The following is a 26,027-nucleotide window of genomic DNA, read 5'->3' as shown; positions in this document are numbered from 1 at the left end:
TCGTATTTGAGAATAAGTCTTGTTCGTATTCATATGTATTTAACCAGGAGTCATTATGACCTTGCCCCCATTAGTTGAGCCCGGTGAGCCTTTAAGCCGCGAAGAGGTTAACCGTTATAGCCGTCACCTCTTGATTCCCAATGTGGGCATGGAAGGCCAGCGCCGCATCAAAAATGCCAAAGTGCTGGTTATCGGAGCAGGGGGCCTGGGTTCGCCCACCTTGCTGTACTTGGCCGCAGCCGGGGTGGGCACACTGGGCATCATCGACTTTGACCGGGTGGATGAATCCAATCTGCAGCGCCAGATCATTCACACCGTAGACAGCATTGACGAGCTGAAAGTGGAAAGCGCCAAGCGTGCGATTCACAAGCTCAACCCCCATATCAAGGTAGAAACGTATACCGACAGATTGGAACCGGACATGGCGGTCGAGCTGTTTTCGCGCTACGACCTGATTCTGGATGGCACCGACAACTTTGCGACCCGCTATCTGGTCAATGATGCGTGCATGCTGGCCGATAAACCCTATGTCTGGGGTTCGATCTTCCGCTTTGAAGGCCAAGTCTCCGTGTTCTGGGAAAACGCGCCCGGTGGCATAGGTTTGAACTACCGCGACCTGTACCCCGAGCCCCCACCGCCCGAGCTGGCTCCGTCTTGCGCGCAGGGCGGTGTGTTTGGTGTCTTGTGCGCCTCGATTGCCTCCATCATGTCCACCGAAGCCATCAAGCTGATTACCGGCATTGGCGATCCTTTGATCGGCCGCCTGATCGCTTATGACGCACTGGATATGTGCTACCGCGAACTGCCCATCCGCCGCCTGCCCAATCGCAAGCCCGTGACCGAGCTGGGCGATTACCAAACCTTCTGCGGCCTGAATCCACCGGCTGATGCCATGGCCATCCCCGTGCCTGTCATGACTGTGCTGGAGCTGAAAGAACGGCTGGACCAAGAGCAGGCCCCTGTCCTGGTGGACGTGCGCGATCCCAATGAATGGGAAATCGTGAATATTCCTGGCGCGATTCTGATGCCCAAATCGCCCACCGTCGCCGCCGAGATTCTGGCTGCCTTTGGTCCGAATGCGGATCTGGTGATTTCGTGCCGCTCCGGTGCGCGTTCCAGGACCGTGTGCGAAGAGCTGATCAAGTTGAAGGCCCCCAAGGTGCGCAATCTGGAAGGCGGTGTGCTGGCTTGGGTGGAGCAGGTCGATCCCGAATTGGCGTCTTACTAAGTTCGGGAGGAAGCACATCATGGCCTTGCAGATTCGTCGCTCTGCTCTGGAGCAAGTTCTGAATCATGCCAAGCAGGATCACCCCATTGAGGCATGCGGACTGATTGCCGCTCAGGAGGGCTCGCTGGTGGCCGAACGCGTGCTGCCCATGCAAAACCGGGCGGCCTCGGAGGTGTTTTATCAGTTCGATTCGCGTGAGCAATTTCAGGTCTACCGCCGTCTGGATGAGGACGATCAGGAGTGTTGCGTGATCTATCACTCTCATACCGCCAGCCAGGCTTTCCCGAGCAAGGATGACATTGATTTTGCGGGCCATCCCGAACTGCATTACTTGATCGTGTCCACCTGGGATCAGGCCACCGTGCCGGTTCGATCCTTCCGGATTATCGACGGCGGTGTGACCGAAGAAACCATCGTGATTGTCTAGGGAGCAGCGTCGCTCCCCCAAGGGGAGCGTGTGTCCCGGCTGTTGGAAACCACTATTTCAAAGGAGTTTTAAGCATGTCCATTTCAGTCTCTATTCCGACCTTGCTGCGTCCACTGACGAACGGCGAGAAGAAAGTCCAGGCCCAGGGCGCTTCGGTAGGCGAAGCGATCGAGCATCTTGAAGGCCAGTTTCCCGGCATCAAGGCGCGCCTGATGAGCGGCGAAGACCTGCACCGTTTCGTGAATATTTACGTGAACGAAGAGGACATCCGTTTCAGTGATGGCCTGAAAACCGCCATTCGTGCTGGCGACAGCCTGACCGTACTGCCTGCCGTAGCAGGGGGCTAAGACCATCTGGTCTGGATTTTCATGGTGCAAGTGCTGGTTTCTGCAATCAGCACTTGGCGTGCGCATCACTCTGGTTTGGAACTATGTCTGAATTACTACATGGCTGCGGATTACGTTGGCAGATGGGCTCACAGCCCCCGTATTGGCCGGGCTTGCCTGCTGCCTTGAGCCGTCAGGCTCGATTGCTGGGTTTATCTGAACAAGGACAATCCGCAGGCCATCAAGACGAAGCAGCATTCAGCCTGTATTCGCCTGATTTTGGAACGATTAGCACGCATCTGGAAACCGAGGCGGGCGGCATGACGCAAGCCGCGATCAGCGAGCTGAGCATGCAGGCTGCCAGCGGTATCTTGTCCGTGCATGGACGCTCCAGTGGGCTTTCGGGCACGCTGGGCCTGGATTATCTGGCCGTGCTCAGTTCAGCCATGACCCTGCAAGCGACCTTGGCGGCGGCCTTGGGCCAATTGCGCGGCGGGCGTTTCTCTACGGTGTCGGTTTCGCCCTTGGGCTGCGGCCTGCTCAGTATCGGGCAGTATCTGGCCGGGGCAACGGCGGCTCAAGATCCCGAACAGTTATTGGCGGGTAGTTACGATCCCGGCTTGCGGCCTCCCTTTGTTTCGCAAGACGGCGTGGTCTTTGAACTGGAAACCTTGGACCCGCGACCCTGGCGCGCTTTTTGGGAAACAGTGGGCGTACCGGCCGATCTGGCTGGTCAGGCCTGGAAAGCGTTTTTGCTGCGCTATGCCAAGGCGGTGTGCCCTATGCCAGCGGCATGTTTAAGCAGTCTGCAAGCCCTGAACTTTGCCCGTTTGCAGGAACTGGCCTTGCAGACCGGCATGGCCATCTTGCCGGTACGTACCCCGGCTCAACGCCAGAGCGATAGTGATTACGCGGCCTTGGCCGGTCTGTGGCAGCATCAGATTCATGCCGCGCCCGGCTCATTGAGCACCTTGCCGTCCAAGGCCGATTTGCCCCTGCGTGGTTTGCGGGTGGTGGAGTCCTGCCGTCGGATTCAAGGGCCTATTGCCGGTCACTTGCTGGCGCTGCTGGGGGCCGAAGTGATTCGTCTGGAACCGCCCGGTGGTGATCCCTTGCGTGCCATGCCACCGTGCGTGGATGGCTGCTCGGTGCGCTTTGATGCGCTTAATCAATTCAAGATGGTGCAGGAAGTGGACATCAAATCGGCTCAAGGCCGCCAGGCCATTTACGAGCTGGTGAGCGAGTCCGATGTGTTCCTGCATAACTGGGCGCCGGGCAAGGCGGCCGAGCTGCAACTGGATGCCCAGGACTTGCACGCGGTGCGCCCGGATCTGGTCTACGCCTATGCGGGCGGTTGGGGCCAGGAGCAAGTGGATGCGCCGGGGACGGACTTCACGGTGCAAGCCTGGTCGGGCATTGCTCACACCATTTCTCAAACCTCGGATGCACGGGGCGGGTCGTTGTTTACGGTGCTGGATGTGCTGGGCGGGGTGATGGCCGCGCTGGGTATCAGTGCCGCCTTGCTGCGCCGGGGCCTGAGCGGGTCGGGCTTGCGGGTCGACAGCTCTTTGCTGGCCACGGCCGATCATCTGGCCCAGGCCGTTTCTCCCATCAGTAAAACCGGCGTGTCGGCGGTGTTCCAGACGGGCGAGGGCTTCATGGTCATCGACTGTCAGGATCAAACGCATCTGCATGCCCTGGCCGGGTGGTTGAATGTGTCGCCCGATGCCGTCTGGACGGTCTTGCCGGATCGTCTTCTGTCCCAGTCTGCCCGTAGCCTGGAAACGCAACTGGATGTGCTGGGCGTACCGGCCCGCCGCGTCCATAGCAATCTGGCGCAACTGCGTGCTGATCCACGCCTGGCGTCCCATTTCCATGACAAGGGCTATTCGTCTATTAATTCTCCCTGGAGGTTTTTATGAATCACGCTGGCATCATCGATCTGGTCCCTGCGTCATTGCGCCAACGCTGGATAGAGGACGGTACCTACCCGAACAAGCCGGTCTTTACGCTGTTTGCGGAAAAAGCTCAGGCTCATCCGGACAAACTGGCGGTGCTCTCGCCCGAAGGCAATATCAGTTATAGCGCCTTGATGGACGCGGCTCTGCGTCTGGCAGGCAGCTTGCGTCGTGCAGGGATTATGGCGGGCGACGTGGTGGCGTATCAGCTCAGCAACCATTGGGTGTGCTGCGCCATTGACCTGGCCGCCGCTGCTTTGGGGGCGATTGTGGCGCCTTTCCCACCCGGACGGGGCAAGCTGGATATTCAGTCGCTGGTGCGTCGTTGCGATGCACGGGCGGTGATTGTGCCGCATGAATATGCAGGCATTGATTTGTGCGAAGTGATCGAGTCCTTGCGGCCTACGCTGTTGTCCTTACGTGTCCTGATTGTGCAAGGCCCATCGCGTCCGGGCTGGATGACTTTGGATTCCCTGTTCGAGGGCGAACCCCTGGCCTTGTCCGAGTTGCCCGAGGTGTCTCCTAATTCGCCAGTGCGTTTGCTGGTGTCCTCCGGCACGGAGTCCGAACCCAAGCTGGTGGCCTATTCGCATAATGCCCTGGTGGGCGGACGTGGCCGATTCCTGCAACGCATTTCCCCCAATGATGTGGAGTTCCGGGGCATGTATCTGGTGCCGCTGGGTTCTTCATTTGGCTCTACGGCCACCTTCGGTGTGCTGTGCTGGTTGGGAGGTTCTTTGGTGGTCTTGCCCAAGTTTGATGTGCCTAGCGCGATTGCCGCTATCAATGCCTTCAAACCCAGCTTTATTTTGGGCGTGCCCACCATGTTCCAGCGTATTGCGGCAGCGCCCGAGCTGGAGAAGGCCGATAAAGCCAGCTTGCGCGGCTTGATTGTGGGTGGTTCAGTGATTGATGAAGCCACGGTGCGTCGTTGCGTGGAAGCGTTTGATTGCGGCTTTATCAGTCTGTACGGCTCGGCCGATGGGGTGAACTGCCACAACACGCTGGACGATCCCATCGACGTGGTCTTGAGCAGTGTGGGGACCCCTAATCCGCAAGTGTGCGAGATCCGCCTGATTGACGATGAGGGTGCCGAAGTGCCGCAAGGCGAAGTAGGTGAAATTACCGCTCGTGGTCCCTTGAGCCCCATGCAATATGTGAACGCCCCGGAATTGGATGCCCAGTATCGGGACGAACAGGGTTGGGTGAAAACGGGCGATCTGGGTTACATCAATGCCCAAGGGCAGTTGGTACTGGCGGGTCGCAAGAAAGACATCATCATTCGTGGTGGCGCGAACATCAGCCCGGTGCAAATTGAAGGCTTGGTCATGGCTCACCCGGATGTAGTCACTGTGGCTTGCGTGCCGGTTCCCGACGCGGATCTGGGCCAGCGTATTTGCTTGTGCGTGACGGTGCGTGAAGGCGTGCCACGTTTCTCCCTGAAAGAGATTACCGACTTCTTGCGTGAGCAGGGTCTGGAAGTGAACAAGCTGCCGGAGTATCTGCGCTTTTACCGCAGCCTGCCGCTGACGCCTGCAGGCAAGATCGACAAGCGCGCCTTGGCCGCTGATGCGGCTGCATTGGGCTCTGGGGCCAAGACTGCAGCGGGGATAGCAGCATGAACCACCTTGCCATTTCCAGCGCAGCCTTGAGCCGCAAGCTGCGGCAGTTTGTGGATACCGAGATCATCCCCAACGAGGGCATTCTGGCCCAGGGAGATAATCTGGCCCGCGAGCTGACTCTGGATCTGACACGCCGCGCTCAACAGGCGGGTTTGTTCGGCAGTTTCTACCCCATGCATCGCGGCGGTCGGATCGCCAGTTTGGTCGAATACTTGCCCGTGGCTGAACAGGAAGGGCGCTCTGAATATGGTCCTGGCATTTTCGGGGCAGATGCCACGCTGGATGCGTATATGTTGAGCCATCATGGCTCGGCCAGCGTCAAACAGCGCTTTCTGACGCCCTTGCTCAAGGGGGATGCAGTGTCCAGCTATGCCATGTCCGAACCGGACAGCATTGGTTCGATTCCGGCCACCATGCAATGTCAGGCTCGCCTGAAAGACGGGCAATGGCATGTGAATGGCCGCAAGTGGTTTATTTGTCGGGCGCAACAGGCCAGCTTCGCGACCGTGGTGGCGCGCAGCGCGGACGGTCCCGTGAATGAATCCTTGTCCATGGTGATCGTGCCCACGGATGCGGCGGGATTTAAAGTCGTGCGTCCCTTGCCCTTGCTGGGGCGTTATCAAGGGCAGAACGAGCTGCTGTTCAACAATGTGACCGTGCCGGAGGACTATGTTCTGGGTAGCGCCGGACAGGGCATTGCCCTGATGCAAAAGCGTCTGGCCCTGGGGCGTATCTTGCGATCTGTGCAATGGCTGGGCTTGGCGCAACGCAGCTTTGAAATCATGTGCGAGCGCATTCATTCGGAGCGCGGAGAACTGGCCCGTCTGGCGGACAAGCAACTGGTTCGGGCGCGGGTCTATCAGGTGTACCGGGCCATTACCTCGGCCCGTTGCTTGCTGCGTGAAGCGGCTGTCAAGTTCGACGCGGGTTTGCCCAATGCGGTGGAGGTGAATGTGGCCAAGCTGGCGTCGTCGGATGCGGTCAGCGCGGCAGCAGATTCCGCCATCCAGATCATGGGGGCCGAAGGGCTGGCCGATTGGAGCCCCTTGTCCGGCATCTATCGGGCAGCGCGTACCACGCATATTCTGGATGGGGCGGACGACGCCTTGATCAGTACCGTTGGAAAGCACTTGCTGCAAGCCCACTACGCCACTCAAGAGATGGCAGATATGAACAAGGCAGTCGCATGATGCTATCGACACGGGCAAGTCGTTCACCCTGGGTGCTGGCCAGTTTGATGACTCTGGCGATGGGCATGCCCATGATGGTGTTTTACGCCATCGGCGTGCTGGGTCCGCAAATCATTCAGGATCTGGGCATCTCGCGCGAGCAACTGGGGTGGTTGACCACCAGCACCTTTGGGCTGGCTGCCTTGCTTTCGCCGTGGGCGGGGGCCTTGGTGCAGCGCATGGGGAATCGGCACGGTTTGTTTTTGCTGTTCCTGCTGGTGGCCATGTCCTTCAGCCTGATTGCGGTGTTGCCGGGTTTCTGGGGTGTGCTGACGGCCTTGCTCTTGTGCGGCCTGGCGCAGTCCTTGGCCAACCCGGTGACCAATCAGGCCATTGCCCAGTTGGTACCGGCAGAGCGCAAGGCGGGGCTGGTTGGTATCAAGCAGTCCGGCGTGCAGGCTTCGGCCTTGCTGGCCGGTCTGGTCCTGCCCACCCTGGCCTACAAACTGGGGTGGCGGGGGGCGTTTGTGGTGTGGGTACCTGCCATGCTGTGCCTGTCCTACTTTGCCCTGCAGCTTTTGCCAGCCAGAGCCAGCACCGCAGCCGGCAGCATGTCCTGGCGCTTGCCCTGGCCCAGCCAACAACTTTGGCTGTTAATGGCCATTCAGCTGTGCGCGGGTCTGGTGCTGTCGTCCTTCATCACTTTTCTGGGCGTATTTGCGCAGCAACTGGGCGTGTCGCCGTACTGGATAGGGATGCTGGTCAGTGGCTTTGGGGTAATGGGGATTGTGTCCCGAGTGCTCTTGACGCCTATCGCTGCCCGCTTTGGGGATGAAACCTTGTTGCTGGGCATCCTGTTTGTCATCCCGATTGTGGCCTTGTTGCTGATGATGATGGCTGCACCGGACAGGCTCTGGCCCCTGGGAGCCGGGGTGTTGGCCATTGGCTTGACCCTGGTTGCCACCAATGCCATTGCCATGAGCATGTTGCTGCGGGATGCCCGTTTTGGGGCGCCGGCTCGTACCGCAGGGCTGTTGTCCGTCGGGTTTTTTGGCGGCTTTGCCTTTGGTCCGCCACTGTTTGGTGTGCTGCTGCGCTCGCCCGAAGGCTTTGCCGCTGCCTGGCCTTTCCTGATGGGTATTCTGGTATGCGCCAGCTTGTTGTGCCTGATTTTGTACCAGGTTCGTCGCATGGCGAAAGGGGAATGATGGAATGTCTGTGGAGGTATTGGGATCAGCCAGCATCGAGTCCATTTTTGCGAATATGGACCAGATTGCAGAGCAATGTGGGGAGCAGTTTCCCTTGTTCAGACAGTCCTCATCCGAGCAATGGACCTTGTCGCGACGTGGCTCCTGGTTGGGGGGCTTCTGGGCGGGCTTGTGGTGGCGACGCGCCTTGATCAGCGGTCAGGAGCAGGATAGGGAGCAGGCGCTGAACTGGTGTCAGAAGCTGCAAGTCTGGCTGGAAGAGCCCAGCATCAATCGAAGCTTTGTGTTCTGGTATGGCTCCGGCCTGGGCAGCATCTGGCATGGGGATAGAGAGGCCGAAGCCCATGTCGATCAGGCTGCACAAGCTCTGCTGAACAGCTTTGATGCCTCCAGTGGCTTCTGGCCCTTGGGTTCCGGGATGGGGGGCGGGGAGGCGGGCAATCACATGTTGAATGTGGATGCTCTGGCTCCTACGCTTTTAGTGCTGGATGCGCAGGGTGGGCCGGTGGCGCGTCAGTTTGGGCAATGGCATGTGGATGCCTGCCTGCGTTATCTGCAAAAACGCAGCGGAGCCTGGCGCGATACGGTCTTGCTACGCGGGAACGATGTGTTGGCCGAGCAGGGCGCTGAAACCTGGCAACGAGGGCAGGCCTGGGCCATGTTGGGAATGGCAAGCGCAACGCGCTTGTATGACAGAAAGTCCTATGCTCAAGCAGCCCTGAATGCCTGCCGATATTGGCATGAGCGTTGGGGGAGATTTGCGCATGGCTTTTTGACACAGGAGTCCCCACTAAGTCCGGTAGACCGTTCAGCCTGGGCGATTGCTTCTTTGGCTATGTATGAGCTGTCGCAGATTCTGCCGGAACAACAATGGCTGCACGAGCAATCGCGCTTGTATCTGGATGCCTTGCTGACCCCTGAGTTAAGTGAAACAGGGCGTTTTGTGGGGCATCTTTACAAAGTTGCGCCGGGGCAGTCTGAACTGGTGGAATCGGCCTGCGCCAGCTTCTTTTTGCTGGAGGCCTTGCTGGCGCATTCGACTTGATGCGCTTACAGGTCGGTTGCTTGCTTTACTGAACATGGGCATGGCGTGTCGATAACAAACAGGCCAAAACACAGAAATGGTTGTGGCCTGCTTTGCATTTGAGGAAGCAGCGTATCAGGAAATCTGCAAAGAGCCTGTTGCGCCCATCAGCAGGTCGATCACATCCGGCGCGGTAATGATTTCAAAGCGTGGGTCCATCTGCTCGGTGCTCAAGCCGTTATGCAGCATGCAGGACTTGCACACGGCCACGCGTCCGCCTTGTTCCAGATACTTCTTCAACAGCTCTGCTGCCGGTTCAAAGGGGGCGCCAATACTGATGGGGTCGGCGGCACCGGGTACACCCAGCGCGACTCCTTCAGCCATCAGAATCAGGCAGGCGCTATGTCCCTTCTGAACCGCATTGACAGCCATGGTCAGGGCCACGGTTACTTTGTCGGGATTGCCCTGGGCATGGAACAGCGTCGATACAAAAGCAGCGGGTTTAGGCATCACAATTCTCCTTGTTTCGGTTCAAGACTTGAATTCATTGAATGCGGCAACGGCATTGGCCGCGTACATCACGGATGGACCACCACCCATATAGATCGCAACCCCCAAGGCTTCATGTACTTCTTCCAGACTGGCTCCCATCTGCGCCAAGGCCTTGCTATGAAAGCCTATGCAGCCCTCGCAATGGGTGGCTACGCCAATTGCCAAGGCTATCAATTCTTTGGTTTTGGCATCGAGGGCGCCGCCTGTCATGGCGGCCTTGCCCAGATCTCCAAACCCTTTCATCACGTCGGCTTGGGTCTGACGTAGCTGCGCCAGATTGCTGGAAATGCCTTGGGTCAGTTGCTTGTAGCTAGTTTCACTCATGCATGACTCCTGTCGTATTAACAAAAGCAAAGGAATGCTGAAATTGTTGACTGCATTAATTCAGTATATGCTAAATTAAAATCTATCTAAATTAATGCGCAAGAAAAGCTGGATAAACCATGATCCAAAGCAAATCCGACATCGAGCTGTTGCAAGAGAGCGCTGATCAAGCGGCCGCTTTGTTGCAGGCGGTGGGCAATCCCAAACGCCTGGTGATTCTGTGTCTCTTGATTCAGCAAGGCGAGATGAGTGTGGGAGCACTGAACGAGATGGTGGCGTTAAGCCCCTCGGCCCTGTCGCAGCATTTGGCACGCATGCGCCAGGAAGGTTTGGTCAGCTACCGGCGCGAGGCGCAAACCCTGTATTACCGCATTGAGGACCCGAATGTCGCCACCTTGATTGGCACCTTGAAAGATATTTTCTGTCCCTGAGCCTGATGGCATCAGGGGCGGGGCGCATCGCCTGCAGGCCATCGCCCGACCCGTTTTCCCCTTGCTTCTTTGTTAAAAGGATTCGCCATGAAAAGCAATGTAGGTGGTTTGGATCGTATTGCTCGTATCGTTGTGGGTGTGGTGCTGATTGCGCTGGCAGTCACGAACGTCATCGGCTGGTGGGGCTGGCTGGGCCTGATTCCTCTGATCACGGGGCTGGTCGGTTTTTGCCCGCTGTACCCCATGCTGGGCCTGAGCACCTGCCCGCTGAAAAAGCGTCAATAGATCAGTCGCTATGGCCTGGTAGCGGGGCATTCCCGCCCGCTCCTTGAAAAGGTTCCTTGTGCTCAAGGAGCCTTTTTATCGCCTGAAAACCCGCCTTGTCTCGCGGATGCGTGGCGGCCAAAGCAAGGCGCTTGGCTGGCCTTTTCGCCAATGTATGATACAAATCTGTTCAATGTGGACATTGTTTAGGTGTATTTATGTCTGGCAACAACGCTGACACGGGCAAGAGCAAAAAGATTCTGATCATTGCTGGCCCGAACGGGGCAGGCAAGACGACGTTTGCGCGCTCTTTCCTCCCGGCCGAGGCGGAGGTGCTGCGTTTTATCAATGCAGATCTGATTGCTGCAGGTTTGTCGCCTTTTGCGCCAGAGAGCGCGGCCATCAAAGCGGGTCGTTTGATGCTGGACGAATTGAAAGAAGCGGTTCGCTTGGGCGAGAGCTTCGCGCTGGAAACGACCTTGTCTGGCCAAGGCTATGTTCGCCATATTGAAAAATGGCAGGCGCAGGGCTATCGCGTCAGCTTGTATTTTTTAAGTCTGCCCGACGCGGATATGGCGATCGCGCGGGTGGCAGAACGGGTACGTCAGGGGGGCCATAACATCCCCGAACCCGTCATTCGTCGCCGCTTTGCGGCTGGCATGAAGAACTTCCTGCATCATTATCGGGATACCGTGGATGATTGGGTTTTGTACGATAACGCAGGCAGTGTGCCAGTCCTGTTGGAGTGGGGAGAGAAAGATGAATAAAGAAGATATTTCCAAAGCAAAAAACCCGGACTTGCGGGCTTCGCTGGCCGCCTTGGAGCGTGCAGCGCGGTCGGCACGTTTTGTGGCCATGCAAACCAATACCTCGGTGGTCTTGGTAGAGAACGGCAAGATGATCAAGCTCTCGGCAGAGCAACTGCGGCAGGAAGTCTGCAAGAGTTGATGACGCTGGGCTGCTATCGCGGTCCTGGCCTGCTCGCGTCGTACTTTTGTTGCTGCTGAACAGCTGGTTTTGCGAAGTGCTCAAGAGGGCGATGGGTCTTGTAGACAGGCCTGAGATGGATGCATGAATATCCGTATAGCGCATGGGATCAGCCAGAAAGCAGGCTGGCAGACTAAGTAGTTACTCCAATCTGCCAGACATCCTTGTCGTCGAGATCGGCTTCAGACCATGCCCGCATCGTGCTCCCTATCAGGGTACTGGCTCAAAGTCGCCAGAAACTCCGAAGGCGGATAAGCAAAGGTCTTTTTAAAGGCTACTGAGTAAGCGCTCAAACTTTCATAGCCACTTTCCAGCGCCGCCTGCGTGATGGACTTTCCTTGCAGCAGAAACTGGATCGAGGCCATCAAGCGCATCTGTTGCCGCCATTTCCCCAGATTCATCCCCGTGCTTTTCAGGAAACGCCGATGCAAGGTTTTCGGCGTCAAGGCGTATTGCCGCGCTACCTCATCCATTGTTTTTTGCTGGGCTGGCGAGCACACCAGGTCTTCGCAAATCCGTCGCATCAATTCCTCTTGCGGCCAGGGCAAATGAAAAGGCAGGGGATGCAGCACGCGCAACTCTTCTATCAATAGCTGTCCCAGTAAGGCGTCTCGTAACGGTGGGTTCTCTTGCGGAATCACCCGCACCAGTGCTGCAATCAATTCACGCACCAGTGGTGTGACATGGATCACGCAATCGTGGTCCGGTAATTGTGCGGCCAGAATTTCATCAATAAATAAACCATGCACATTCACGGCGGTGGTGGCATTGAGCTGATGCGGCACGCCGGGTCGCAACCAGACGGCGGTGGTCGGGGGCACCAGCCACTGGCCGGTGTCGGCCTGTACCAGCAGCACCCCTTCCGTGGCATACAAAAGATGCCCCCGGTGGTGGCGATGGCGGGGGACTTCATGGCCGGCAGGGTAACGCTCGATCACCCCGCTGACCAGCAAGGGCGAGGTATCGGAGTGCGACAAGTCCAGTGCTCGCCCACCGCGTTCAGGGGATGCGTAGCCCATATTCAGGAATGTCCAAAAAAATAAAACAAATGACTATTTTTTGATAGAAGGCCAAGTTTCTTGCAGTCTAAAGTGCTTTTATCGTCTTCATCAAGCACTTTGGGATTGAACCTGTCGTGACTCATTTGCACTTGCTATCGCTAGGCCTACTAGCCCTGACATCCGGTCGGGGTCCGTACGCCTGTGTGTGCGAATGGTCCTATCCTGGTTTCCCCAGACCCCGACTGTAGCCAGCTCCTTGGAGTAGGGAAGCCAGGTATGTCATTCCCTATATTCGAGGTTCCCATGCTGACTGATCCTTCCCACAAATACCGTCCCTTTCCTGTCGTCAATTTGCCCGATCGCCAGTGGCCGCAGCGCACCCTGAGCCAAGCGCCCGTGTGGCTGTCTACCGATTTGCGCGACGGCAACCAGGCCCTGTTTGAACCCATGAATCGCGACCGTAAATTGCGTCTGTTTCAGGAGCTGGTCCGTATTGGCTTCAAGGAAATCGAGGTGGGTTTTCCGTCTGCCTCGCAAACCGATTTTGATATCGTCCGGCAACTGATTGACGAGGGCATGATCCCGAACGACGTCACGCCTATGGTCATCACCCAACTGCGTGAGGATTTGATCGAAACCACGGTACGCAGCGTGGCGGGCGCGCGTCGTGTGATTGTGCATTTCTACAATGCGATTGCCCCCGCTTTCCGGGAAATCGTCTTCAAGATGGAGGTGCCGCAAATCATCGAGATGGTGCGTCACCATGTGGAGGTGTTCAAGCGCCTGACGGCCAAGCACCCGGAAACGGAGTGGGTGCTGCAATACTCACCTGAAACGTTCTGCATGGCAGAGCTGGAGGTGTCGCTGGCTGTCTGCAATGCGGCTATTGATGTCTGGGACGCGGGTCCAGCGCGGCCCATGATTATCAATTTGCCCACCACGGTGGAAGTGACGACAGCGAACGTCTTTGCTGATCAGATTGAATGGATGGATCGCCATTTGAATAGGCGCGAACATATCGTTCTGTCGGTACACCCGCATAATGATCGCGGAACGGGCGTTGCTTGCGCTGAACAAGCCATGCTGGCCGGCGCACAGCGTGTCGAGGGGTGTCTGTTTGGCAATGGCGAGCGCAGTGGCAATCTGGATGTGGTGACCTTGGCCCTGAATCTGTATACCCAGGGTATCTCTCCGAATCTGGATTTCTCTGACATCTCGGCAGTAGCGCGTATCGCGGAAGAGGCCACGTCCTTGCCCATTCACCCACGTCACCCGTATGTGGGCGATCTGGTCTTTACCGCCTTTTCCGGTTCCCATCAGGACGCGATTGCCAAGGGCTTTGCGGTGCAGAAAGAAGATGCCCCCTGGCGTGTACCTTATCTGCCAGTCGACCCCAAGGATTTGGGCCGCACCTACGACAGCATCGTGCGTGTCAACAGCCAGTCCGGCAAAGGAGGCATCGCTTTTCTGCTGCAACGCGACTACGGCATTGTGATGCCGCGCCGCATGCAGGTGGAGTTCAGTGCCATTGTTCAGCAGATTGCCGATTCCAGCGAAACGGAGCTGAACAGCCAGCAGATTTGGGAACTGTTTGAGACCACCTATCTGCAAGCCAATCAGCGCCAGGGGAACAACAGCTACCGAGCACATCGCCTGTTCGATGAGGCACAAGGGCAGCAGGGCATAGAGCTGCAATGCGTCAATGCCAATGGCGAGACTGAAACCTATACGGGAACGGGCAATGGGCCGATTGCGGCGACGGTGGCGGCCTTGAACCTGCCTTTGCGCATCGATAGTTACGAGGAACGCAGCCTGGGTTCAGGAGCGGACGCTTGCGCGATGGCGATTGTGGAAGCGGTCATGCCCGGTGTGCCTGGTTCGAAATTTGGTGTGGGCAAGCACGCGAATATCATTACGGCCAGTGTGATGGCGGTGATGAATGCGGCGGCACGTTTTGAGGAGGTGGAGGTTTAAGCGCGATCATCCGGCTACTGAGGCCCACAATGATGTCTTGTGTTCAATCCGCGTCGTTGCGGGCCGCAATCTTCGATCAGGCAGGCTGCTCGTCCTTCTGAGCGATATCTTTGTCAGCAGGATGATCCAGACTCACCACCTGACTCAACCAACGTGCGACCACTTTCAATTCATCTTCGGTAAAGCCATCCGACAACTGCTGATTCAAGTCCTGCAAGGTGGCCTTGGCCTTGATGCTGGCGTCCTCACCTGCCGGAGTCAGCGTCAGGCAAATCTTGCGTGTATCCACATCGTCCGTCAGGCGTTGAATCAGGCCTGCTGCCTGCATGCGTTTGGACAGTCCGGTAATCGCAGCCGGTGCGACTTGCAAGGCGCTGGCTGCTTCTCCCACCGTGACCGAGCCTTGAGAGCGAATCAGGAACAGCATGCCAACTTGGGCCGCGCTGATATCTGTCCATGCCGAGGGCTGCTTCTGAATCCAGCGCTGCAAAGCCTTGTGGGCATGGTTCAACAAAAAGACAAAACGTGGCTGTGATTTCTGGCTCATTGTGGCGATGGCTGGATAGATATCGGTTAGACGTCAGGAATTCGATGCAGGGCCGGATTCGCTTTGTGCGATCAGCCAGTCGACCACTATAGGCCAAAGTGCCTCTGCGTTGCGTTTACGAAAGAAGCCCATGTGACCAATATGCGCCAAACCCAGCTGCTTGTGCTCTATTTGATGCCTTTCTATACGGGCCTTGCCTAGTGGTTCCAACAGCCTGGAAATAGCTCGCGGATTGGCCCAGGGGTCATCATCAAAACCCAGAACCAGCAAGGGAATATCGACCTGGCTAGCGCGTTTTTTGGCATCCAGCTGTGGATCGTCATAAAAATAATGAGGCTTTTGCGTCCAGCGGCTCCATTGCTGCATGACGCCACGTGGAAGGTCCTCGCCAAAGCCCAAACGCCGGGTCGGCATATAGCCGTAAAGGCTGCACAGTACGGGAGTAAGTACCCGCATGATCAGCCCCACCCGAAAGCGCTCCATGGGCTTTTCAATTAAAGCGGTAACCCCCGCATGTGACGCAATCATCACGGCAGCTTTCACGGAGCGAGTCGCTGGGGAGATAGCAATTGCATGGCCGCCAACGCTATGACCGATAGCCAACATGGGCAAGCCGTTAAAACGATGGGCGACCCAGTCTGTGACGTAAACCGCATCCTCCAGCATCCAGTGGGACATGGAAACATCGCATTGGCGTATATCCTTCTGACGAGATCGGCCGATACCCCGGTAGTCGTAGCTCAGAACAATGAATCCCAGGCTGTTCAGATGTTCTGCAAAAGGACGATAGAAATCCTGTGGAACGCCGGTGGCGGGGTGAATGATGATGGACGCTTTGGCATCAGGAGCTGGCCATACGGTGGCGCTGATCGGGTCTTTTCCAGCCTGCTGAATCGTGACCTGTTGCATGCTTGTCTCTAATTTTAGTTAACGTGTTAATGATATTAGAGTGGCTTCAGAAGTGAGTCAATCCGGGAACAAAGAGGAAGGGGGTTGTTAGTGACGACAGTCAGACCTTACATTTCAGCGACCAAACCCTTGATCGCCTCGATATACCAAGCCTGATCGTTCATCCTGTGCGTCAAGATAATCGGTGAAGTCGCCTGCGGTTCTTCGATCAAGCGGTAGTGCAGATCGTTGCGCAGACGAGCCGAGGTTGGGATCAAGCACAATCCAGAATCGGCAGCCACCAATCCCAAGGCCGCTTGAATTTCCCCGGCCTCATAAACTTCGGCCGGGCGCACGCTGTGATCGTGCAGCAGGTGCAGAACATGGTCCGCGAAGCTGGGTCTGGGTTCTTTGGGATACACAATCAGCTTCTGGCCTTGCACTTTTTTCAGGCTCAAAGGCTTGTCTGAATCGGCCAGATCCGAGCTGGGGGGAATAGCCAGGGCCAACTGCTCTTCCCGCAACACCGTTCTTTGTACGGACGCATCATTCAGTCGTATTCGCCCAAAACCCACATCAATTCGCCCGGACTTCAAGGCCTCCAGCTGCTGCATGGAGGTCAGCTCCACCGTTTGCATATCCACTTCCGGATATTGATGGCGCAGCTTGCGCATCAAAGCGGGCAGGCCGCCGTACAGGGTCGATGCCACAAAGCCTATTGACAGAGTTTGTCGTTGGTGCAGTCCGATTTGCCGTGTCGTATGCACCAGTTGATCGACCCGGCTCAAGATCTGCAAGGCCTGCTCATAAAATACCCGTCCGGCTTCGGTCAGCCGCAAGGGGCGGTTATTGCGCAGCAGCAGTGTGACGCCCAGCTCCTCTTCCAGCAATTGGATCTGTCGGCTAAGCGGGGGCTGGGCCATGTGCAGGCGCTCCGAAGCCCGAGTGAAGTTGCGGGTTTCGGCAACGGCCACAAAATATTTGAGCTGACGTAGATCCATAAGGGAAAACCATACCTAGGCTGAATTGATGATGTTTAGTTTCTTGATTTTTAATATTTATATCAGAAACTATACTCTAAAGGTATAGAACTAGACCTATTTAGTCTTGGAAATAACGGGCCTGCTTCGTGTTCAATCAAGGCATGGAACACACGCGATCTTCTCAACTATTAGCAGCTCCAGCCCTGATCGAAAGGGTGGAGACTTTGCTGCTGGATCTGCCTACGATCCGTCCTCATCAATTGGCGATGACGACCATGCAAGGCCAGACTTTGATGCTGGTGCGCTTGTACTGTTCGGACGGTACGGTGGGTGTAGGCGAGGGCACGACCATTGGTGGTCTGGCCTACGGTGCCGAGTCGCCCGAAGGTATGAAGCTGGCCATCGACACCTACTTCACTCCCTTGCTGCTGGGCGCCAATGCCAGCGCCGTGCCGGCTTTGATGGCTCGCTTGAACACGGCGATTCAGGATAACCGTTTTGCCAAGAGTGCGGTAGAAACCGCGCTGTTTGATGCCCTGGGCAAGCGCACCGGTCTGCCGGTTTCGCACCTGCTGGGTGGCCGCATGCGCGACAGCCTGCCTGTTGCCTGGACACTGGCCTCGGGTGACACCGCCAAGGATATTGATGAAGCCGAGCGCATGTTGGCGCAGGCTCGTCACCGTATTTTCAAACTCAAGATTGGTCGCCGCCCGGTAAAGGACGATGTGGCGCACGTAGCGGCTATCAAGAAAGCGATGGGTGATCGCGCCGATGTTCGCGTAGATGTGAACATGGCCTGGAGCCCCTTGCAGGCTCAGTATGGTATGGCTGGCCTGGTCGATGCCGGGTGCTCGCTGGTGGAGCAGCCAGTGCGTCGTGCTGATGCTCTGGCCGATCTGAAAGGTCGTTTCCCGATTGCCTTGATGGCCGATGAGTCCCTGACCGGCCCGGCCTCTGCGTTTGCGCTGGCCCGTGATGGCGCCGCCGACGTGTTCGCGATCAAGATTGAACAGTCCGGTGGTTTGCGTGCAGGTTTGCAAGTAGCAGCGATTGCCGAAGCCGCTGGTATTGAATTGTATGGTGGCACCATGCTGGAAGGCGCGATCGGCACGATTGCCGCAGCCCATGTGTTTGCCACAGTGAACCAATTGCAGTGGGGCACGGAACTGTTCGGGCCCTTGCTCTTGACCGAGGAAATCCTGGCAGAGCCACTGAATTACAGCAATTTTGAATTACAGATACCTCAAGGGCCGGGTTTGGGTATCGTACTGGACGAGGATCGTGTCCAGTATTTCCGCCGCGACAGGACACAAGTCAGTGTTGGCTCGGCTGCCTAGGCGCAATAAGAAGCCAGTCGTAGCGGCTTTGCTTGGAACACTTTTTTCAGGATATTAGGAGACACAGAATGAGCGTTAAAATTTTTGACACCCCCGATGTACAAGACTTCCTGCGTTTGGCCTCTGGCCTGGATCAGCCCGGTGGCAATCCACGCGTCAAGCAGATCATGTACCGCATCATCAGCGATCTGTTCAAGACCATTGAAGATCTGGAAATCACCAACGACGAGTACTGGGCAGCCGTGGCTTACCTGAACCGTCTGGGTACGGCCAGCGAAGCCGGTTTGCTTTCTCCCGGTCTGGGCTTTGACCGTTTCCTGGACATGCGCATGGACGCCATGGACAAGGAACTGGGTCTGGACAACGGTACGCCACGCACCATTGAAGGTCCTTTGTACGTGTCGGGCGCTCCTGTGGCGCAAGGTTTTGTTCGCCTGGATGACGGTTCCGATACCGCTGGCGAAACCCTGATCATGCACGGCGTCGTGGCTGGTGCGGACGGCAAGCCTATTGCGGGTGCTCAGGTTGAAGTCTGGCATGCCAATACCAAAGGCTTTTACTCGCACTTTGACCCCACCGGCGAGCAACAGCCCTTCAATATGCGCCGCACCATCATTACCGATGAAAACGGTCGCTACAAGTTCCAGAGCATTGTGCCCAAGGGCTACGGCTGTCCACCGGATGGTCCTACCCAAGGCCTGCTGAACGAGCTGGGCCGTCACGGTAACCGTCCTGCGCACATTCACTTCTTTGTGACGGCTCCGGGCCATCGCAAGCTGACCACGCAGATCAATATCGACGGCGACCCGCTGGTGTATGACGACTTCGCCTACGCCACTCGCGATGGTCTGGTGCCACCGCTGACCGAGCACACGGATCCTGCCCGCATCGCTGCCGAAAACCTGGATGGTCCTTTTGCAGAGATCGTGTTTGATATTTCCTTGACCCCCTTGGTCGATGGCAAGGACAACCAGATCGTGAATCGTCCACGTCTGGCTGCCTAAGTCTTGCTTCAGTCCAGGGCCTGTGTTTGCCAAGTCAAACCAGGTCCTGGGCTGACTTGTTTTTGCTGTGCCTGACGTAAGGGCGAAGCCCATCCGTAGCGTCAGTGCTTTATACGGAGAACGGAGTGATCGATAAACAGGTAAGCAGTGTTGCACAGGCTTTGCATGATGTGCAGGACGGCGCCACGATTCTGGTCGGTGGTTTTGGAACGGCTGGCATACCCACAGAGTTGATCGACGGTCTGATCGAGCAAGGTGCTCGCGACCTGACTATCGTCAACAACAATGCGGGTAATGGCGATGTGGGGCTGGCGGCTTTGCTTAAAACAGGCCGGGTTCGCAAAATTATTTGCAGCTTCCCCCGTCAGGCTGATTCCTGGGTATTTGATGACTTGTATCGCAGCGGCAAGATCGAGCTGGAGTTGGTGCCTCAAGGCAATCTGGCCGAACGATTGCGCGCCGCCGGTGCGGGTATCGGTGGCTTTTTCTGCCCGACAGGCTATGGCACAGAACTGGCCAAGGGCAAGGAAACACGTTTGATCAATGGTCGCTGGCATGTCTATGAAGAGCCCATTCATGGAGATGTCGCCCTGATCAAGGCCGAGCGGGGGGACCGTTGGGGGAATTTGACCTACCGCATGGCGGCGCGCAACTTTGGTCCGGTCATGGCGACCGCAGCTCGTACGACCATTGCCAGTGTGTTTGAGCTGGCGGAACTGGGTCAACTGGACCCCGAAATCATTGTGACGCCCGGCATTCATGTGCGTCGCGTCGTGGTGGTGCCACGCAGTCGCACAGAAGCAGGTGGGTTCAAGGCATGAACGGACAGAGCATGAAGGGGGACAGCATGACGCTCAATTATCAGCGCCGCAGTAAAGACGAATTGGCGCAGCGCGTCGCCCAGGACATCCATGACGGCGCCTATGTGAATCTGGGTATTGGCATGCCAACTCTGGTAGCCAACCATTTGCCCGCTGGTGTGGAAGTGGTACTGCATAGCGAGAACGGTATCCTGGGCATGGGCCCGGCACCGGCCGCCGGGCAGGAAGATTACGATTTGATCAATGCGGGCAAGCAAGCGGTGACGCTGCTGCCCGGTGGTGCGTTTTTCCATCATGCCGACAGCTTTGGCATGATGCGTGGCGGCCATCTGGATATTTGTGTGCTGGGTGCCTTTCAGGTGTCGGCAACCGGCGATCTGGCCAACTGGAGCACGGGTGAGCCCGGCGCGATTCCCGCCGTAGGCGGTGCCATGGATCTGGCCATTGGTGCCAAGCAAACCTGGGTCATGATGGATGTGCTGACCAAGCAAGGCGTCAGCAAGCTGGTTGAGCAATGCAGCTACCCCTTGACCGGCCTGGCTTGCGTGAAGCGCGTATATACCGATTTGGCAACCCTGGCTTGCACGCCAGAAGGTTTGCAACTGATTGATCTGGTGCCTGGTTTGACGCATGAAGCGCTGGAGGAAATGATTGGTTTGCCCATTGCCGCGGCAAAGCAGGGAGAGGGCCAATGACGGTCAGCCCCAGCGCCTTGAATACCGAGCGGGGCATGTTCCGCGTCAGCGTGGAAGGTGATCCGCTGGCCCCGGCCCTGATTCTGAGCAACTCCCTGGGCACCACGCAAGAGATGTGGGACCCGCAGGTGGCAGGTTTCGCCCAGTCCTATCGTCTGATCCGTTATGACACCCGTGGTCATGGCGGCAGTCCGGTCACGCCTGGCCCATACCGCTTCAAGGATGTGGGGCGTGATGTACTGGCGATTCTGGATGCGATGGATATTGAGCGCGCTGCGTTTTGTGGTCTGTCCATGGGTGGTCACACCGGCTTGTGGTTGGGGGTGAATGCCCCGGAGCGTTTGAATGCGCTGATCGTGTGTAATAGCGCTGCCAAGATTGGTACTGCTCAAGCCTGGCAGGAGCGTGCCGAAGCCTTGCGTCAAGGCGGCGCCGCACAGATGCGTACTTTGGCGGATTCGGCGCCTTCGCGATGGTTTGGTGAGGCTTTTATCCAGCAATCGCCGGAGCTGGTAAAAGCGATGCAGGACAGTCTGGCCAAGCTGGACCCGCTGGGTTACGCCGCCTGTTGCGATGCCTTGGCCGAGTCGGATCTGCGTGATCAGATCAGCCGTATTTCGGCACCGACCCTGCTGGTCGCTGGCCAGTGGGACCCGGTCACCACGGTGGCCGATGCCCAGGCCATGCAAGCCAATATTCCTGGCTCCAAAGTGGCGGTCGTACCGGCCTCGCATCTGTCCAATCTGGAAGCGCCCGAAGCCTTCGAGCGTGCCGTATTGAATTTTTTAGCCCAGGCCTGAGTGCCCGAGCGCTTGTTTTTAGAAAGGAACACCATGCTTTATCTGGTTCACATGATTGTTGATATCCCTGACTCCCTGCCAGCCGAAGAGGCTGCCCGTATCAAGGCTGAAGAAAAAGCCTACTCGCAGGATCTGCAACGCTCGGGCAAGTGGCCGCATATCTGGCGCGTGGTGGGTCAGTACGCCAACTACAGCGTATTCGATGTAGAGAGCAATGAAGAGCTGCACAATCTGCTCAGCGCCTTGCCCTTGTTCCCTTACATGCAGATTTCCGTGACTCCCTTGGCGACGCACCCGTCGGCTATTTAAGTTACGCAGCAGTAAAAAACTCAGGCTGCGATCCCAGCGCAGCCTGAGCACCGAGTAAAGTTGAGAATTCAAACAAAAAGACTGGGGAGACAAAACGATGGGATTAAAAAGTGGATCGGCGTCGGTCTGGGTGGCCGGATTTTTGTCGGTGTTGATCGCCTATGCCGGTCCTTTGCTGATCTTTATTCAGGCCGCACAAGTGGGCCGAATTGCTGACGCGGAGTTGATCTCCTGGATTTGGGCGATTTCCATAGGCGCTGGTTTGAGCGGTTTGCTCCTGAGCGCGTATTTGAAGCTGCCCATCATTACAGCCTGGTCCGCACCGGGAACGGCTTTGCTGCTGACTCTGTTTCCAGGCATCACCATGCCTGAAGTGGTGGGGGCGTATCTTAGCGCTGCCTTGATTATCGTCGTCATTGGTCTGACAGGCGGTTTTGAAAAGATTCTTTCCTTCATCCCCAAGGGCATTGCTGCGGGCATGATGGCCGGTATTTTGCTCCAGTTCGGTATGGCAGCGTTCAAGTCCAGCAGCGACATGCCCGCCATCGTATTGGTGATGTTGGCGGTGTACTTGCTGGGCAAGCGTTTTTTGCCGCGTTACGCGATTGTGCTGGTGGCCTTGTCCGGATTTGTGATGGCCATGGCCAGCGGGCAAGTGCATATGGAAGCGTTCCAGCTGGAGCTGGCCAGTCCGGTGTGGGTCAGCCCCGAATTCAATATCGCGACCTTGTTGAGCCTGACCTTGCCCTTGGTGCTGGTCAGTTTGACGGGGCAGTATCTGCCCGGCATGGCGGTCTTGCAGTTGGCGGGTTACCCCACGCCATCGCGCCCCGTGTTGGCTGGCACCGGTTTGGCCTCGATGTTGGTGGCCTGTTTTGGGGGCATCACCATTGTGCTGTCGTCCATTACCGCCGCTTTGTGTACGGGCAAGGATGCCCATCCTGATCCCGACAAGCGCTATGTGGCTGGTATTGCCAATGGCGTGTTTTATCTCTTGGGCGGCACCTTTGCCGGCTCGATTGTGTATTTATTTACGGCTTTGCCCGCCTCCTTGATTGCAGCCCTGGCGGGTCTGGCGTTGATAGGGGCCATTGTGGCCAATGTGCGGGTGATGGTCAGTGAAAGCGGCTATATCGAGCCGTCTGTCATCACATTTTTAACCACCGCATCAGGTATGAGCTTGTTTGGACTGGGCGCTGCATTTTGGGGCGTGGTGTTTGGCTTGGTGGCTTATCGCCTGCTTGGGTCCAAACATAAGTGAAACAAAAGGAAGAGACTATGAATCAGTTGGCACTATCCCTTGATCAAGTATTGGAGCCTGTGTTGGCCGTGTTGCCACAGCGCCGCTGGGATCTGGATCGTTTGCGCGTTCTCTTGCAATTGAACGTGCCGCCAACGGTGACCGTAGTCGGTAAATACAATCACGGCAAAAGTCGTCTGCTCAATGAGTTGATGGGCAGTGATGTTTTCAATGTGGCTGATCGCCGTGAAACTGTCGCATTGGCCGAGCATGTCCATGAAGGGGTGCGCTGGCTGGATGCGCCCGGTCTGTACGCAGACGTGGCCTTGCAGGACGATGCTCTGGCACGTGAAGCCATGGGTTTGCAGGCGGATATTCGTCTGTTCGTCCACGCGGCCAAAGAGGGCGAGCTGGACGCGCTGGAAAGCAATTTGCTGCAAGAGCTGGCCGCAGACCATCAGCGTTCGCAGCGTCAGAACCTGATGGTCATCAGCCAGATTGACCAGTTGGCCGATGACGAGCAGCAAGAAAAAGTCCTGGGCGCGATTCAGCAGCAGTGTGCCGGTGTGACACTGCACCCCGTGTCCAGCACCCGCTATCGCCAGGGCCGTGATGGTGGCAAGCAGCGCATGCTGGAGAAAAGCGGAATTCCCGCTTTGCAGGCTTCTTTGGAAGCGGCCTTGAAACGTGTGCCGCAAGCCCGCGAGTTCGAGCGTGAAGCCTTGCTGACCGAGCTGACGCAAGAACTGAACGCCTTGCAGCAAACGCAAGAGCAAAGCCTGCATAGCCTGCAGCAGACGCAAAAGCAGCAGCACATTGATTTTGTGGACGGTCTGCGCACGATTCTGGAAGGCATTGAGAAGGATCTGGAGCCGGTAGTCAATGCCCCCGGCGTGGATCATTCCCTGGTGCCGGATACCTTCGAGTTTGGTTTCAAGATGACGGCAGGCAAGCAAGAGCGTGCCCGTTTGCAGATTGCCTATTCACGTGCGTGTATTGCGATCAATGGGCATCTGGTGGAATACGGTGCCGTAGGCTTGCCAGCGGCCCAACGTACCTCGGTGCGCAGCATGGATACCGTCATGATTGCGGTGATGGGTGTGTCGGTGAAGTACCGAGATGATCTGCGTCGTATTTTCTGCGAGCAGGCGGGTCGCGACAAGCTGGTTCAGGATTTCACCCATTATTTTGAAGTCTCGGATGGCCGTGTTGCTTTGGAGAAGCAGATCGAGGCGACTGAAAATCAGCTTGAGCAAACGCGTCAGGCTTTGGAGGGTCTGTCCACATTGGAGCATGCGTAATGTCGGTGGAAAGCACGTTTATCAAGGCGGTTGCGCAGCTCAATCCTGCCAGTCAGGATATGCAGCCCGCTATTGCCAAGATGGAGCAGTGGCTGGCGGATTTGGGCCAGACGACCGTGGCGCAAGCCTTGTCCTGCACGGCTTTGGCCGAGCAGGGGACATTGGCGCACAGTGCTCGACAACTGAATCAGCAGTTGCAAGAACAAAAAGAGGCCTGGGCGGCTTCCTGGTCTGCATTGGCACCCGCGCAGGAGTTGGCGGATCGTTTCCGCGATCGCATCATGTTGCTGGTGTTTGGCTCCTTTAATGCCGGTAAAAGCTCCTTGTGTAATTTCCTGGCGGACCGCTTTCGTCGTCAGGGTCATAGCGTGGATTTCTTCCGTCTGGCCGATGGGCAGATGCAGCCCATGCCTGAAGGTTTCCAGGAAGGGGCAACAGAAACCACGGTTGCCTTGCAAGGGGTGTGTCTGGGCGAGAAGCTGGTGTTGCTGGATACCCCCGGCTTGCACTCGGCCAATGCGCATAACGCTGCTTTGACACAGCAGTTTCTGGAAAGCACGGATGCGCTCTTGTGGTTGAGCAGTTCCAGCGCACCGGGGCAAGTACAGGAGTTGGGCGATTTGCTGGTGGAATTGCGCCGCAACAAGCCCTTGCTGCCGGTGATTACCCGCAGCGATCGCATCGAGGAAGATGAGATCGACGACGAGATTATCAAAGTGCTTTGCAACAAGACGGCCGATAACCGCCAGTTGCAGGAAGAGGACGTGATGACGCGGGCAGCGCAGGCCCTGAACCATTGGGGCTTGAGCAGTGACTTGCTCAAACCGGCCTTGTCCCTGTCTGTGCATATGGCGCGCAGTCAGCAGGATGAAGAGCAGGGCTTGGAGCAGGCGGGCTTCGAGCGCTTGTATCTGGCGGTGCAGAACCTGTTGAAGCCTGCCTTGGCATACAAGCAGCGCAAACCTGCCGAGCTGCAATTGCACCATATAGAAGAAGTGATTCTGAGTCCCTTGACGCAAACGCTGGCGCAGGCCGCTGCTCAATTACGTCAGCGTATTGAAGAGCAAACGCTGGTACTGCAAGGAGCCGTGCAAGCTCTGACAGAAGGTACCTGGCGGCGAGTGGTGCCCCAATTGCCCGAAGTACTGGAAAAACATGCCGCCCAGCAAGATGTTGCCGCTGTGCGTACCGAACTTGGCCAGAATTTGAGCGAGGCGTTTGCCGAGTTAAGCCAGACTATCCTGGCGAATTTCCAGTTGATGCAGCCAGACGTGCCGACACTGAATCTGCCTGCCCATATTGGCTATGAAGTGTTCCAGGAGCAGGGGGAAGGGCAAGCGCCGTTGATCGACTACAACCGTCTGTACATGAGCTTGAGTGATGGGGTGATGAATAGTGCCCAGGAGCTGGCGGAACAGGTCGTGGAGCAGGCTGAGCAAAGTCTGGAACAGCTCCAGCAAGAGCTGATTCAATTGGAAAATGCTGTGGCTGAACAGGCCCAGGCTTTGGAGGCAATCAAGCATCAATTGCATACTGCCTGAGCTAGTATTCATTCGGTTTTGCATCGCCATGCAAAGCGCAGATAACAGGCTGGATGGCTGTCAAAC

At 57.0% G+C, this 26,027-nt stretch carries 28 protein-coding genes; 22 read left to right on the top strand and 6 right to left on the bottom strand.

From position 1 onward, the window contains the following. Positions 1–55: 55 nt before the first annotated feature. From moeB to ACU6HM_RS05540, 8 genes are all read left to right on the top strand, one after another. Complete coding sequence (gene moeB, locus ACU6HM_RS05575; protein ID WP_446763436.1) at positions 56–1,228, top strand: molybdopterin-synthase adenylyltransferase MoeB; 1,173 nt, start codon at positions 56–58, stop codon at positions 1,226–1,228. Between the two features lie 19 nt (positions 1,229–1,247). Next, a complete protein-coding gene (locus ACU6HM_RS05570) occupies positions 1,248–1,655 on the top strand; it encodes a Mov34/MPN/PAD-1 family protein (protein WP_003801262.1) in 408 nt (135 codons plus the stop codon). 74 nt (positions 1,656–1,729) lie between these two features. After that, positions 1,730–2,002 (top strand): MoaD/ThiS family protein, encoded by a 273-nt coding sequence (locus tag ACU6HM_RS05565; RefSeq protein WP_369326706.1) that lies wholly within the window; start codon positions 1,730–1,732, stop codon positions 2,000–2,002. Positions 2,003–2,085: 83 nt separating this feature from the next. Continuing rightward, positions 2,086–3,903 (top strand): CoA transferase, encoded by a 1,818-nt coding sequence (locus ACU6HM_RS05560; protein ID WP_446763435.1) that lies wholly within the window; start codon positions 2,086–2,088, stop codon positions 3,901–3,903. Beyond that, complete coding sequence (locus tag ACU6HM_RS05555; RefSeq protein WP_446763434.1) at positions 3,900–5,561, top strand: AMP-binding protein; 1,662 nt, start codon at positions 3,900–3,902, stop codon at positions 5,559–5,561. Before ACU6HM_RS05560 ends, ACU6HM_RS05555 begins: the two co-directional genes overlap by 4 nt. After that, positions 5,558–6,751, top strand: coding sequence for an acyl-CoA dehydrogenase family protein (locus ACU6HM_RS05550; protein ID WP_035267961.1), 1,194 nt, complete (start codon positions 5,558–5,560; stop codon positions 6,749–6,751). Before ACU6HM_RS05555 ends, ACU6HM_RS05550 begins: the two co-directional genes overlap by 4 nt. After that, positions 6,748–7,938, top strand: a complete 1,191-nt coding sequence (locus tag ACU6HM_RS05545; protein WP_021446681.1) for an MFS transporter — start codon at positions 6,748–6,750, stop codon at positions 7,936–7,938. The genes ACU6HM_RS05550 and ACU6HM_RS05545 overlap by 4 nt, the downstream gene beginning before the upstream one ends. A gap of 4 nt (positions 7,939–7,942) precedes the next feature. Beyond that, a complete protein-coding gene (locus ACU6HM_RS05540; RefSeq protein WP_021446680.1) occupies positions 7,943–8,983 on the top strand; it encodes a hypothetical protein in 1,041 nt (346 codons plus the stop codon). Between the two features lie 114 nt (positions 8,984–9,097). Here the strand turns inward: ACU6HM_RS05540 and ACU6HM_RS05535 are convergent, their stop codons facing one another. Next, positions 9,098–9,472 carry a DsrE family protein gene (locus tag ACU6HM_RS05535; RefSeq protein ID WP_446763433.1) on the bottom strand — a complete coding sequence of 125 codons (375 nt, stop codon included), beginning with the start codon at positions 9,470–9,472 and terminating at the stop codon, positions 9,098–9,100. Positions 9,473–9,493: 21 nt separating this feature from the next. Beyond that, a complete protein-coding gene (locus ACU6HM_RS05530; RefSeq protein WP_009454588.1) occupies positions 9,494–9,838 on the bottom strand; it encodes a carboxymuconolactone decarboxylase family protein in 345 nt (114 codons plus the stop codon). A 119-nt stretch (positions 9,839–9,957) separates the two neighbouring features. On the opposite strand from ACU6HM_RS05530, the gene ACU6HM_RS05525 reads away from it, so the two are divergent. The 4 genes from ACU6HM_RS05525 to ACU6HM_RS05510 all read left to right on the top strand — a co-directional run bounded on the left by ACU6HM_RS05525 (position 9,958) and on the right by ACU6HM_RS05510 (position 11,481). Next, the gene (locus ACU6HM_RS05525) at positions 9,958–10,269 is read left to right on the top strand and encodes an ArsR/SmtB family transcription factor (protein ID WP_009454586.1); all 312 of its coding nucleotides are present in this window, start codon (positions 9,958–9,960) and stop codon (positions 10,267–10,269) included. Between the two features lie 87 nt (positions 10,270–10,356). Further along, positions 10,357–10,554, top strand: coding sequence for a YgaP family membrane protein (locus ACU6HM_RS05520; RefSeq protein WP_009454584.1), 198 nt, complete (start codon positions 10,357–10,359; stop codon positions 10,552–10,554). 197 nt (positions 10,555–10,751) lie between these two features. Next, a complete protein-coding gene (locus ACU6HM_RS05515) occupies positions 10,752–11,300 on the top strand; it encodes a zeta toxin family protein (RefSeq protein ID WP_009454582.1) in 549 nt (182 codons plus the stop codon). Next, complete coding sequence (locus ACU6HM_RS05510) at positions 11,293–11,481, top strand: hypothetical protein (RefSeq protein ID WP_083053684.1); 189 nt, start codon at positions 11,293–11,295, stop codon at positions 11,479–11,481. The genes ACU6HM_RS05515 and ACU6HM_RS05510 overlap by 8 nt, the downstream gene beginning before the upstream one ends. Before the next feature lie 221 nt (positions 11,482–11,702). Here the strand turns inward: ACU6HM_RS05510 and ACU6HM_RS05505 are convergent, their stop codons facing one another. After that, the gene (locus ACU6HM_RS05505) at positions 11,703–12,539 is read right to left on the bottom strand and encodes an AraC family transcriptional regulator (RefSeq protein ID WP_369326712.1); all 837 of its coding nucleotides are present in this window, start codon (positions 12,537–12,539) and stop codon (positions 11,703–11,705) included. A gap of 285 nt (positions 12,540–12,824) precedes the next feature. Here ACU6HM_RS05505 and leuA point away from each other — a divergent pair, with 285 nt between their 5' ends. Then, complete coding sequence (leuA, locus tag ACU6HM_RS05500; RefSeq protein ID WP_446763563.1) at positions 12,825–14,495, top strand: 2-isopropylmalate synthase; 1,671 nt, start codon at positions 12,825–12,827, stop codon at positions 14,493–14,495. 76 nt (positions 14,496–14,571) lie between these two features. On the opposite strand, the gene ACU6HM_RS05495 is transcribed toward leuA, so the two are convergent. The 3 genes from ACU6HM_RS05495 to ACU6HM_RS05485 form a co-directional block, all read right to left on the bottom strand. Next, a complete protein-coding gene (locus ACU6HM_RS05495; protein ID WP_254499344.1) occupies positions 14,572–15,042 on the bottom strand; it encodes a MarR family winged helix-turn-helix transcriptional regulator in 471 nt (156 codons plus the stop codon). A 33-nt stretch (positions 15,043–15,075) separates the two neighbouring features. Next, positions 15,076–15,951, bottom strand: coding sequence for an alpha/beta hydrolase family protein (locus tag ACU6HM_RS05490; RefSeq protein WP_446763432.1), 876 nt, complete (start codon positions 15,949–15,951; stop codon positions 15,076–15,078). A 107-nt stretch (positions 15,952–16,058) separates the two neighbouring features. Beyond that, positions 16,059–16,931: a LysR family transcriptional regulator gene (locus tag ACU6HM_RS05485; RefSeq protein WP_009454570.1), complete on the bottom strand. Its 873-nt coding sequence runs from the start codon at positions 16,929–16,931 to the stop codon at positions 16,059–16,061. 143 nt (positions 16,932–17,074) lie between these two features. Here ACU6HM_RS05485 and ACU6HM_RS05480 point away from each other — a divergent pair, with 143 nt between their 5' ends. The 9 genes from ACU6HM_RS05480 (at position 17,075) to ACU6HM_RS05440 (ending at position 25,961) form a co-directional block, all read left to right on the top strand. Beyond that, positions 17,075–18,250 (top strand): muconate/chloromuconate family cycloisomerase, encoded by a 1,176-nt coding sequence (locus tag ACU6HM_RS05480; protein WP_026482747.1) that lies wholly within the window; start codon positions 17,075–17,077, stop codon positions 18,248–18,250. A gap of 68 nt (positions 18,251–18,318) precedes the next feature. Then, the gene (catA, locus tag ACU6HM_RS05475; RefSeq protein WP_009454566.1) at positions 18,319–19,254 is read left to right on the top strand and encodes a catechol 1,2-dioxygenase; all 936 of its coding nucleotides are present in this window, start codon (positions 18,319–18,321) and stop codon (positions 19,252–19,254) included. A gap of 125 nt (positions 19,255–19,379) precedes the next feature. Beyond that, positions 19,380–20,075 carry a 3-oxoacid CoA-transferase subunit A gene (locus ACU6HM_RS05470; RefSeq protein ID WP_446763431.1) on the top strand — a complete coding sequence of 232 codons (696 nt, stop codon included), beginning with the start codon at positions 19,380–19,382 and terminating at the stop codon, positions 20,073–20,075. A gap of 26 nt (positions 20,076–20,101) precedes the next feature. Further along, the gene (locus tag ACU6HM_RS05465) at positions 20,102–20,770 is read left to right on the top strand and encodes a 3-oxoacid CoA-transferase subunit B (RefSeq protein ID WP_035268747.1); all 669 of its coding nucleotides are present in this window, start codon (positions 20,102–20,104) and stop codon (positions 20,768–20,770) included. Next, on the top strand, positions 20,767–21,570 hold the full coding sequence (gene pcaD / locus ACU6HM_RS05460; protein WP_446763430.1) for a 3-oxoadipate enol-lactonase: 804 nt from the start codon (positions 20,767–20,769) through the stop codon (positions 21,568–21,570). The genes ACU6HM_RS05465 and pcaD overlap by 4 nt, the downstream gene beginning before the upstream one ends. Positions 21,571–21,603: 33 nt before the next feature. After that, positions 21,604–21,879, top strand: coding sequence for a muconolactone Delta-isomerase (gene catC / locus ACU6HM_RS05455; RefSeq protein ID WP_009454559.1), 276 nt, complete (start codon positions 21,604–21,606; stop codon positions 21,877–21,879). A 97-nt stretch (positions 21,880–21,976) separates the two neighbouring features. Beyond that, positions 21,977–23,140, top strand: coding sequence for a benzoate/H(+) symporter BenE family transporter (locus ACU6HM_RS05450; RefSeq protein WP_060185891.1), 1,164 nt, complete (start codon positions 21,977–21,979; stop codon positions 23,138–23,140). Positions 23,141–23,157: 17 nt separating this feature from the next. Continuing rightward, positions 23,158–24,420: a GTPase gene (locus ACU6HM_RS05445; protein ID WP_302356583.1), complete on the top strand. Its 1,263-nt coding sequence runs from the start codon at positions 23,158–23,160 to the stop codon at positions 24,418–24,420. Then, positions 24,420–25,961: a GTPase gene (locus tag ACU6HM_RS05440; protein ID WP_446763429.1), complete on the top strand. Its 1,542-nt coding sequence runs from the start codon at positions 24,420–24,422 to the stop codon at positions 25,959–25,961. Before ACU6HM_RS05445 ends, ACU6HM_RS05440 begins: the two co-directional genes overlap by 1 nt. Positions 25,962–26,027 lie beyond the last annotated feature (66 nt).

Source organism: Alcaligenes sp. RM2, assembly GCF_052931795.1.
This window is presented reverse-complemented; position numbering and strand designations above follow the sequence as displayed.

Coding starts and splice junctions, on each gene's coding strand:
- moeB (WP_446763436.1), top strand. CDS start 56: ATGACCTTGCCCCCATTAGTTGAGCCCGGTGAGCCTTTAAGCCGCGAA.
- ACU6HM_RS05570 (WP_003801262.1), top strand. CDS start 1,248: ATGGCCTTGCAGATTCGTCGCTCTGCTCTGGAGCAAGTTCTGAATCAT.
- ACU6HM_RS05565 (WP_369326706.1), top strand. CDS start 1,730: ATGTCCATTTCAGTCTCTATTCCGACCTTGCTGCGTCCACTGACGAAC.
- ACU6HM_RS05560 (WP_446763435.1), top strand. CDS start 2,086: ATGTCTGAATTACTACATGGCTGCGGATTACGTTGGCAGATGGGCTCA.
- ACU6HM_RS05555 (WP_446763434.1), top strand. CDS start 3,900: ATGAATCACGCTGGCATCATCGATCTGGTCCCTGCGTCATTGCGCCAA.
- ACU6HM_RS05550 (WP_035267961.1), top strand. CDS start 5,558: ATGAACCACCTTGCCATTTCCAGCGCAGCCTTGAGCCGCAAGCTGCGG.
- ACU6HM_RS05545 (WP_021446681.1), top strand. CDS start 6,748: ATGATGCTATCGACACGGGCAAGTCGTTCACCCTGGGTGCTGGCCAGT.
- ACU6HM_RS05540 (WP_021446680.1), top strand. CDS start 7,943: ATGTCTGTGGAGGTATTGGGATCAGCCAGCATCGAGTCCATTTTTGCG.
- ACU6HM_RS05535 (WP_446763433.1), bottom strand. CDS start 9,472: ATGCCTAAACCCGCTGCTTTTGTATCGACGCTGTTCCATGCCCAGGGC.
- ACU6HM_RS05530 (WP_009454588.1), bottom strand. CDS start 9,838: ATGAGTGAAACTAGCTACAAGCAACTGACCCAAGGCATTTCCAGCAAT.
- ACU6HM_RS05525 (WP_009454586.1), top strand. CDS start 9,958: ATGATCCAAAGCAAATCCGACATCGAGCTGTTGCAAGAGAGCGCTGAT.
- ACU6HM_RS05520 (WP_009454584.1), top strand. CDS start 10,357: ATGAAAAGCAATGTAGGTGGTTTGGATCGTATTGCTCGTATCGTTGTG.
- ACU6HM_RS05515 (WP_009454582.1), top strand. CDS start 10,752: ATGTCTGGCAACAACGCTGACACGGGCAAGAGCAAAAAGATTCTGATC.
- ACU6HM_RS05510 (WP_083053684.1), top strand. CDS start 11,293: ATGAATAAAGAAGATATTTCCAAAGCAAAAAACCCGGACTTGCGGGCT.
- ACU6HM_RS05505 (WP_369326712.1), bottom strand. CDS start 12,539: ATGGGCTACGCATCCCCTGAACGCGGTGGGCGAGCACTGGACTTGTCG.
- leuA (WP_446763563.1), top strand. CDS start 12,825: ATGCTGACTGATCCTTCCCACAAATACCGTCCCTTTCCTGTCGTCAAT.
- ACU6HM_RS05495 (WP_254499344.1), bottom strand. CDS start 15,042: ATGAGCCAGAAATCACAGCCACGTTTTGTCTTTTTGTTGAACCATGCC.
- ACU6HM_RS05490 (WP_446763432.1), bottom strand. CDS start 15,951: ATGCAACAGGTCACGATTCAGCAGGCTGGAAAAGACCCGATCAGCGCC.
- ACU6HM_RS05485 (WP_009454570.1), bottom strand. CDS start 16,931: ATGGATCTACGTCAGCTCAAATATTTTGTGGCCGTTGCCGAAACCCGC.
- ACU6HM_RS05480 (WP_026482747.1), top strand. CDS start 17,075: ATGGAACACACGCGATCTTCTCAACTATTAGCAGCTCCAGCCCTGATC.
- catA (WP_009454566.1), top strand. CDS start 18,319: ATGAGCGTTAAAATTTTTGACACCCCCGATGTACAAGACTTCCTGCGT.
- ACU6HM_RS05465 (WP_035268747.1), top strand. CDS start 20,102: ATGACGCTCAATTATCAGCGCCGCAGTAAAGACGAATTGGCGCAGCGC.
- pcaD (WP_446763430.1), top strand. CDS start 20,767: ATGACGGTCAGCCCCAGCGCCTTGAATACCGAGCGGGGCATGTTCCGC.
- catC (WP_009454559.1), top strand. CDS start 21,604: ATGCTTTATCTGGTTCACATGATTGTTGATATCCCTGACTCCCTGCCA.
- ACU6HM_RS05450 (WP_060185891.1), top strand. CDS start 21,977: ATGGGATTAAAAAGTGGATCGGCGTCGGTCTGGGTGGCCGGATTTTTG.
- ACU6HM_RS05445 (WP_302356583.1), top strand. CDS start 23,158: ATGAATCAGTTGGCACTATCCCTTGATCAAGTATTGGAGCCTGTGTTG.
- ACU6HM_RS05440 (WP_446763429.1), top strand. CDS start 24,420: ATGTCGGTGGAAAGCACGTTTATCAAGGCGGTTGCGCAGCTCAATCCT.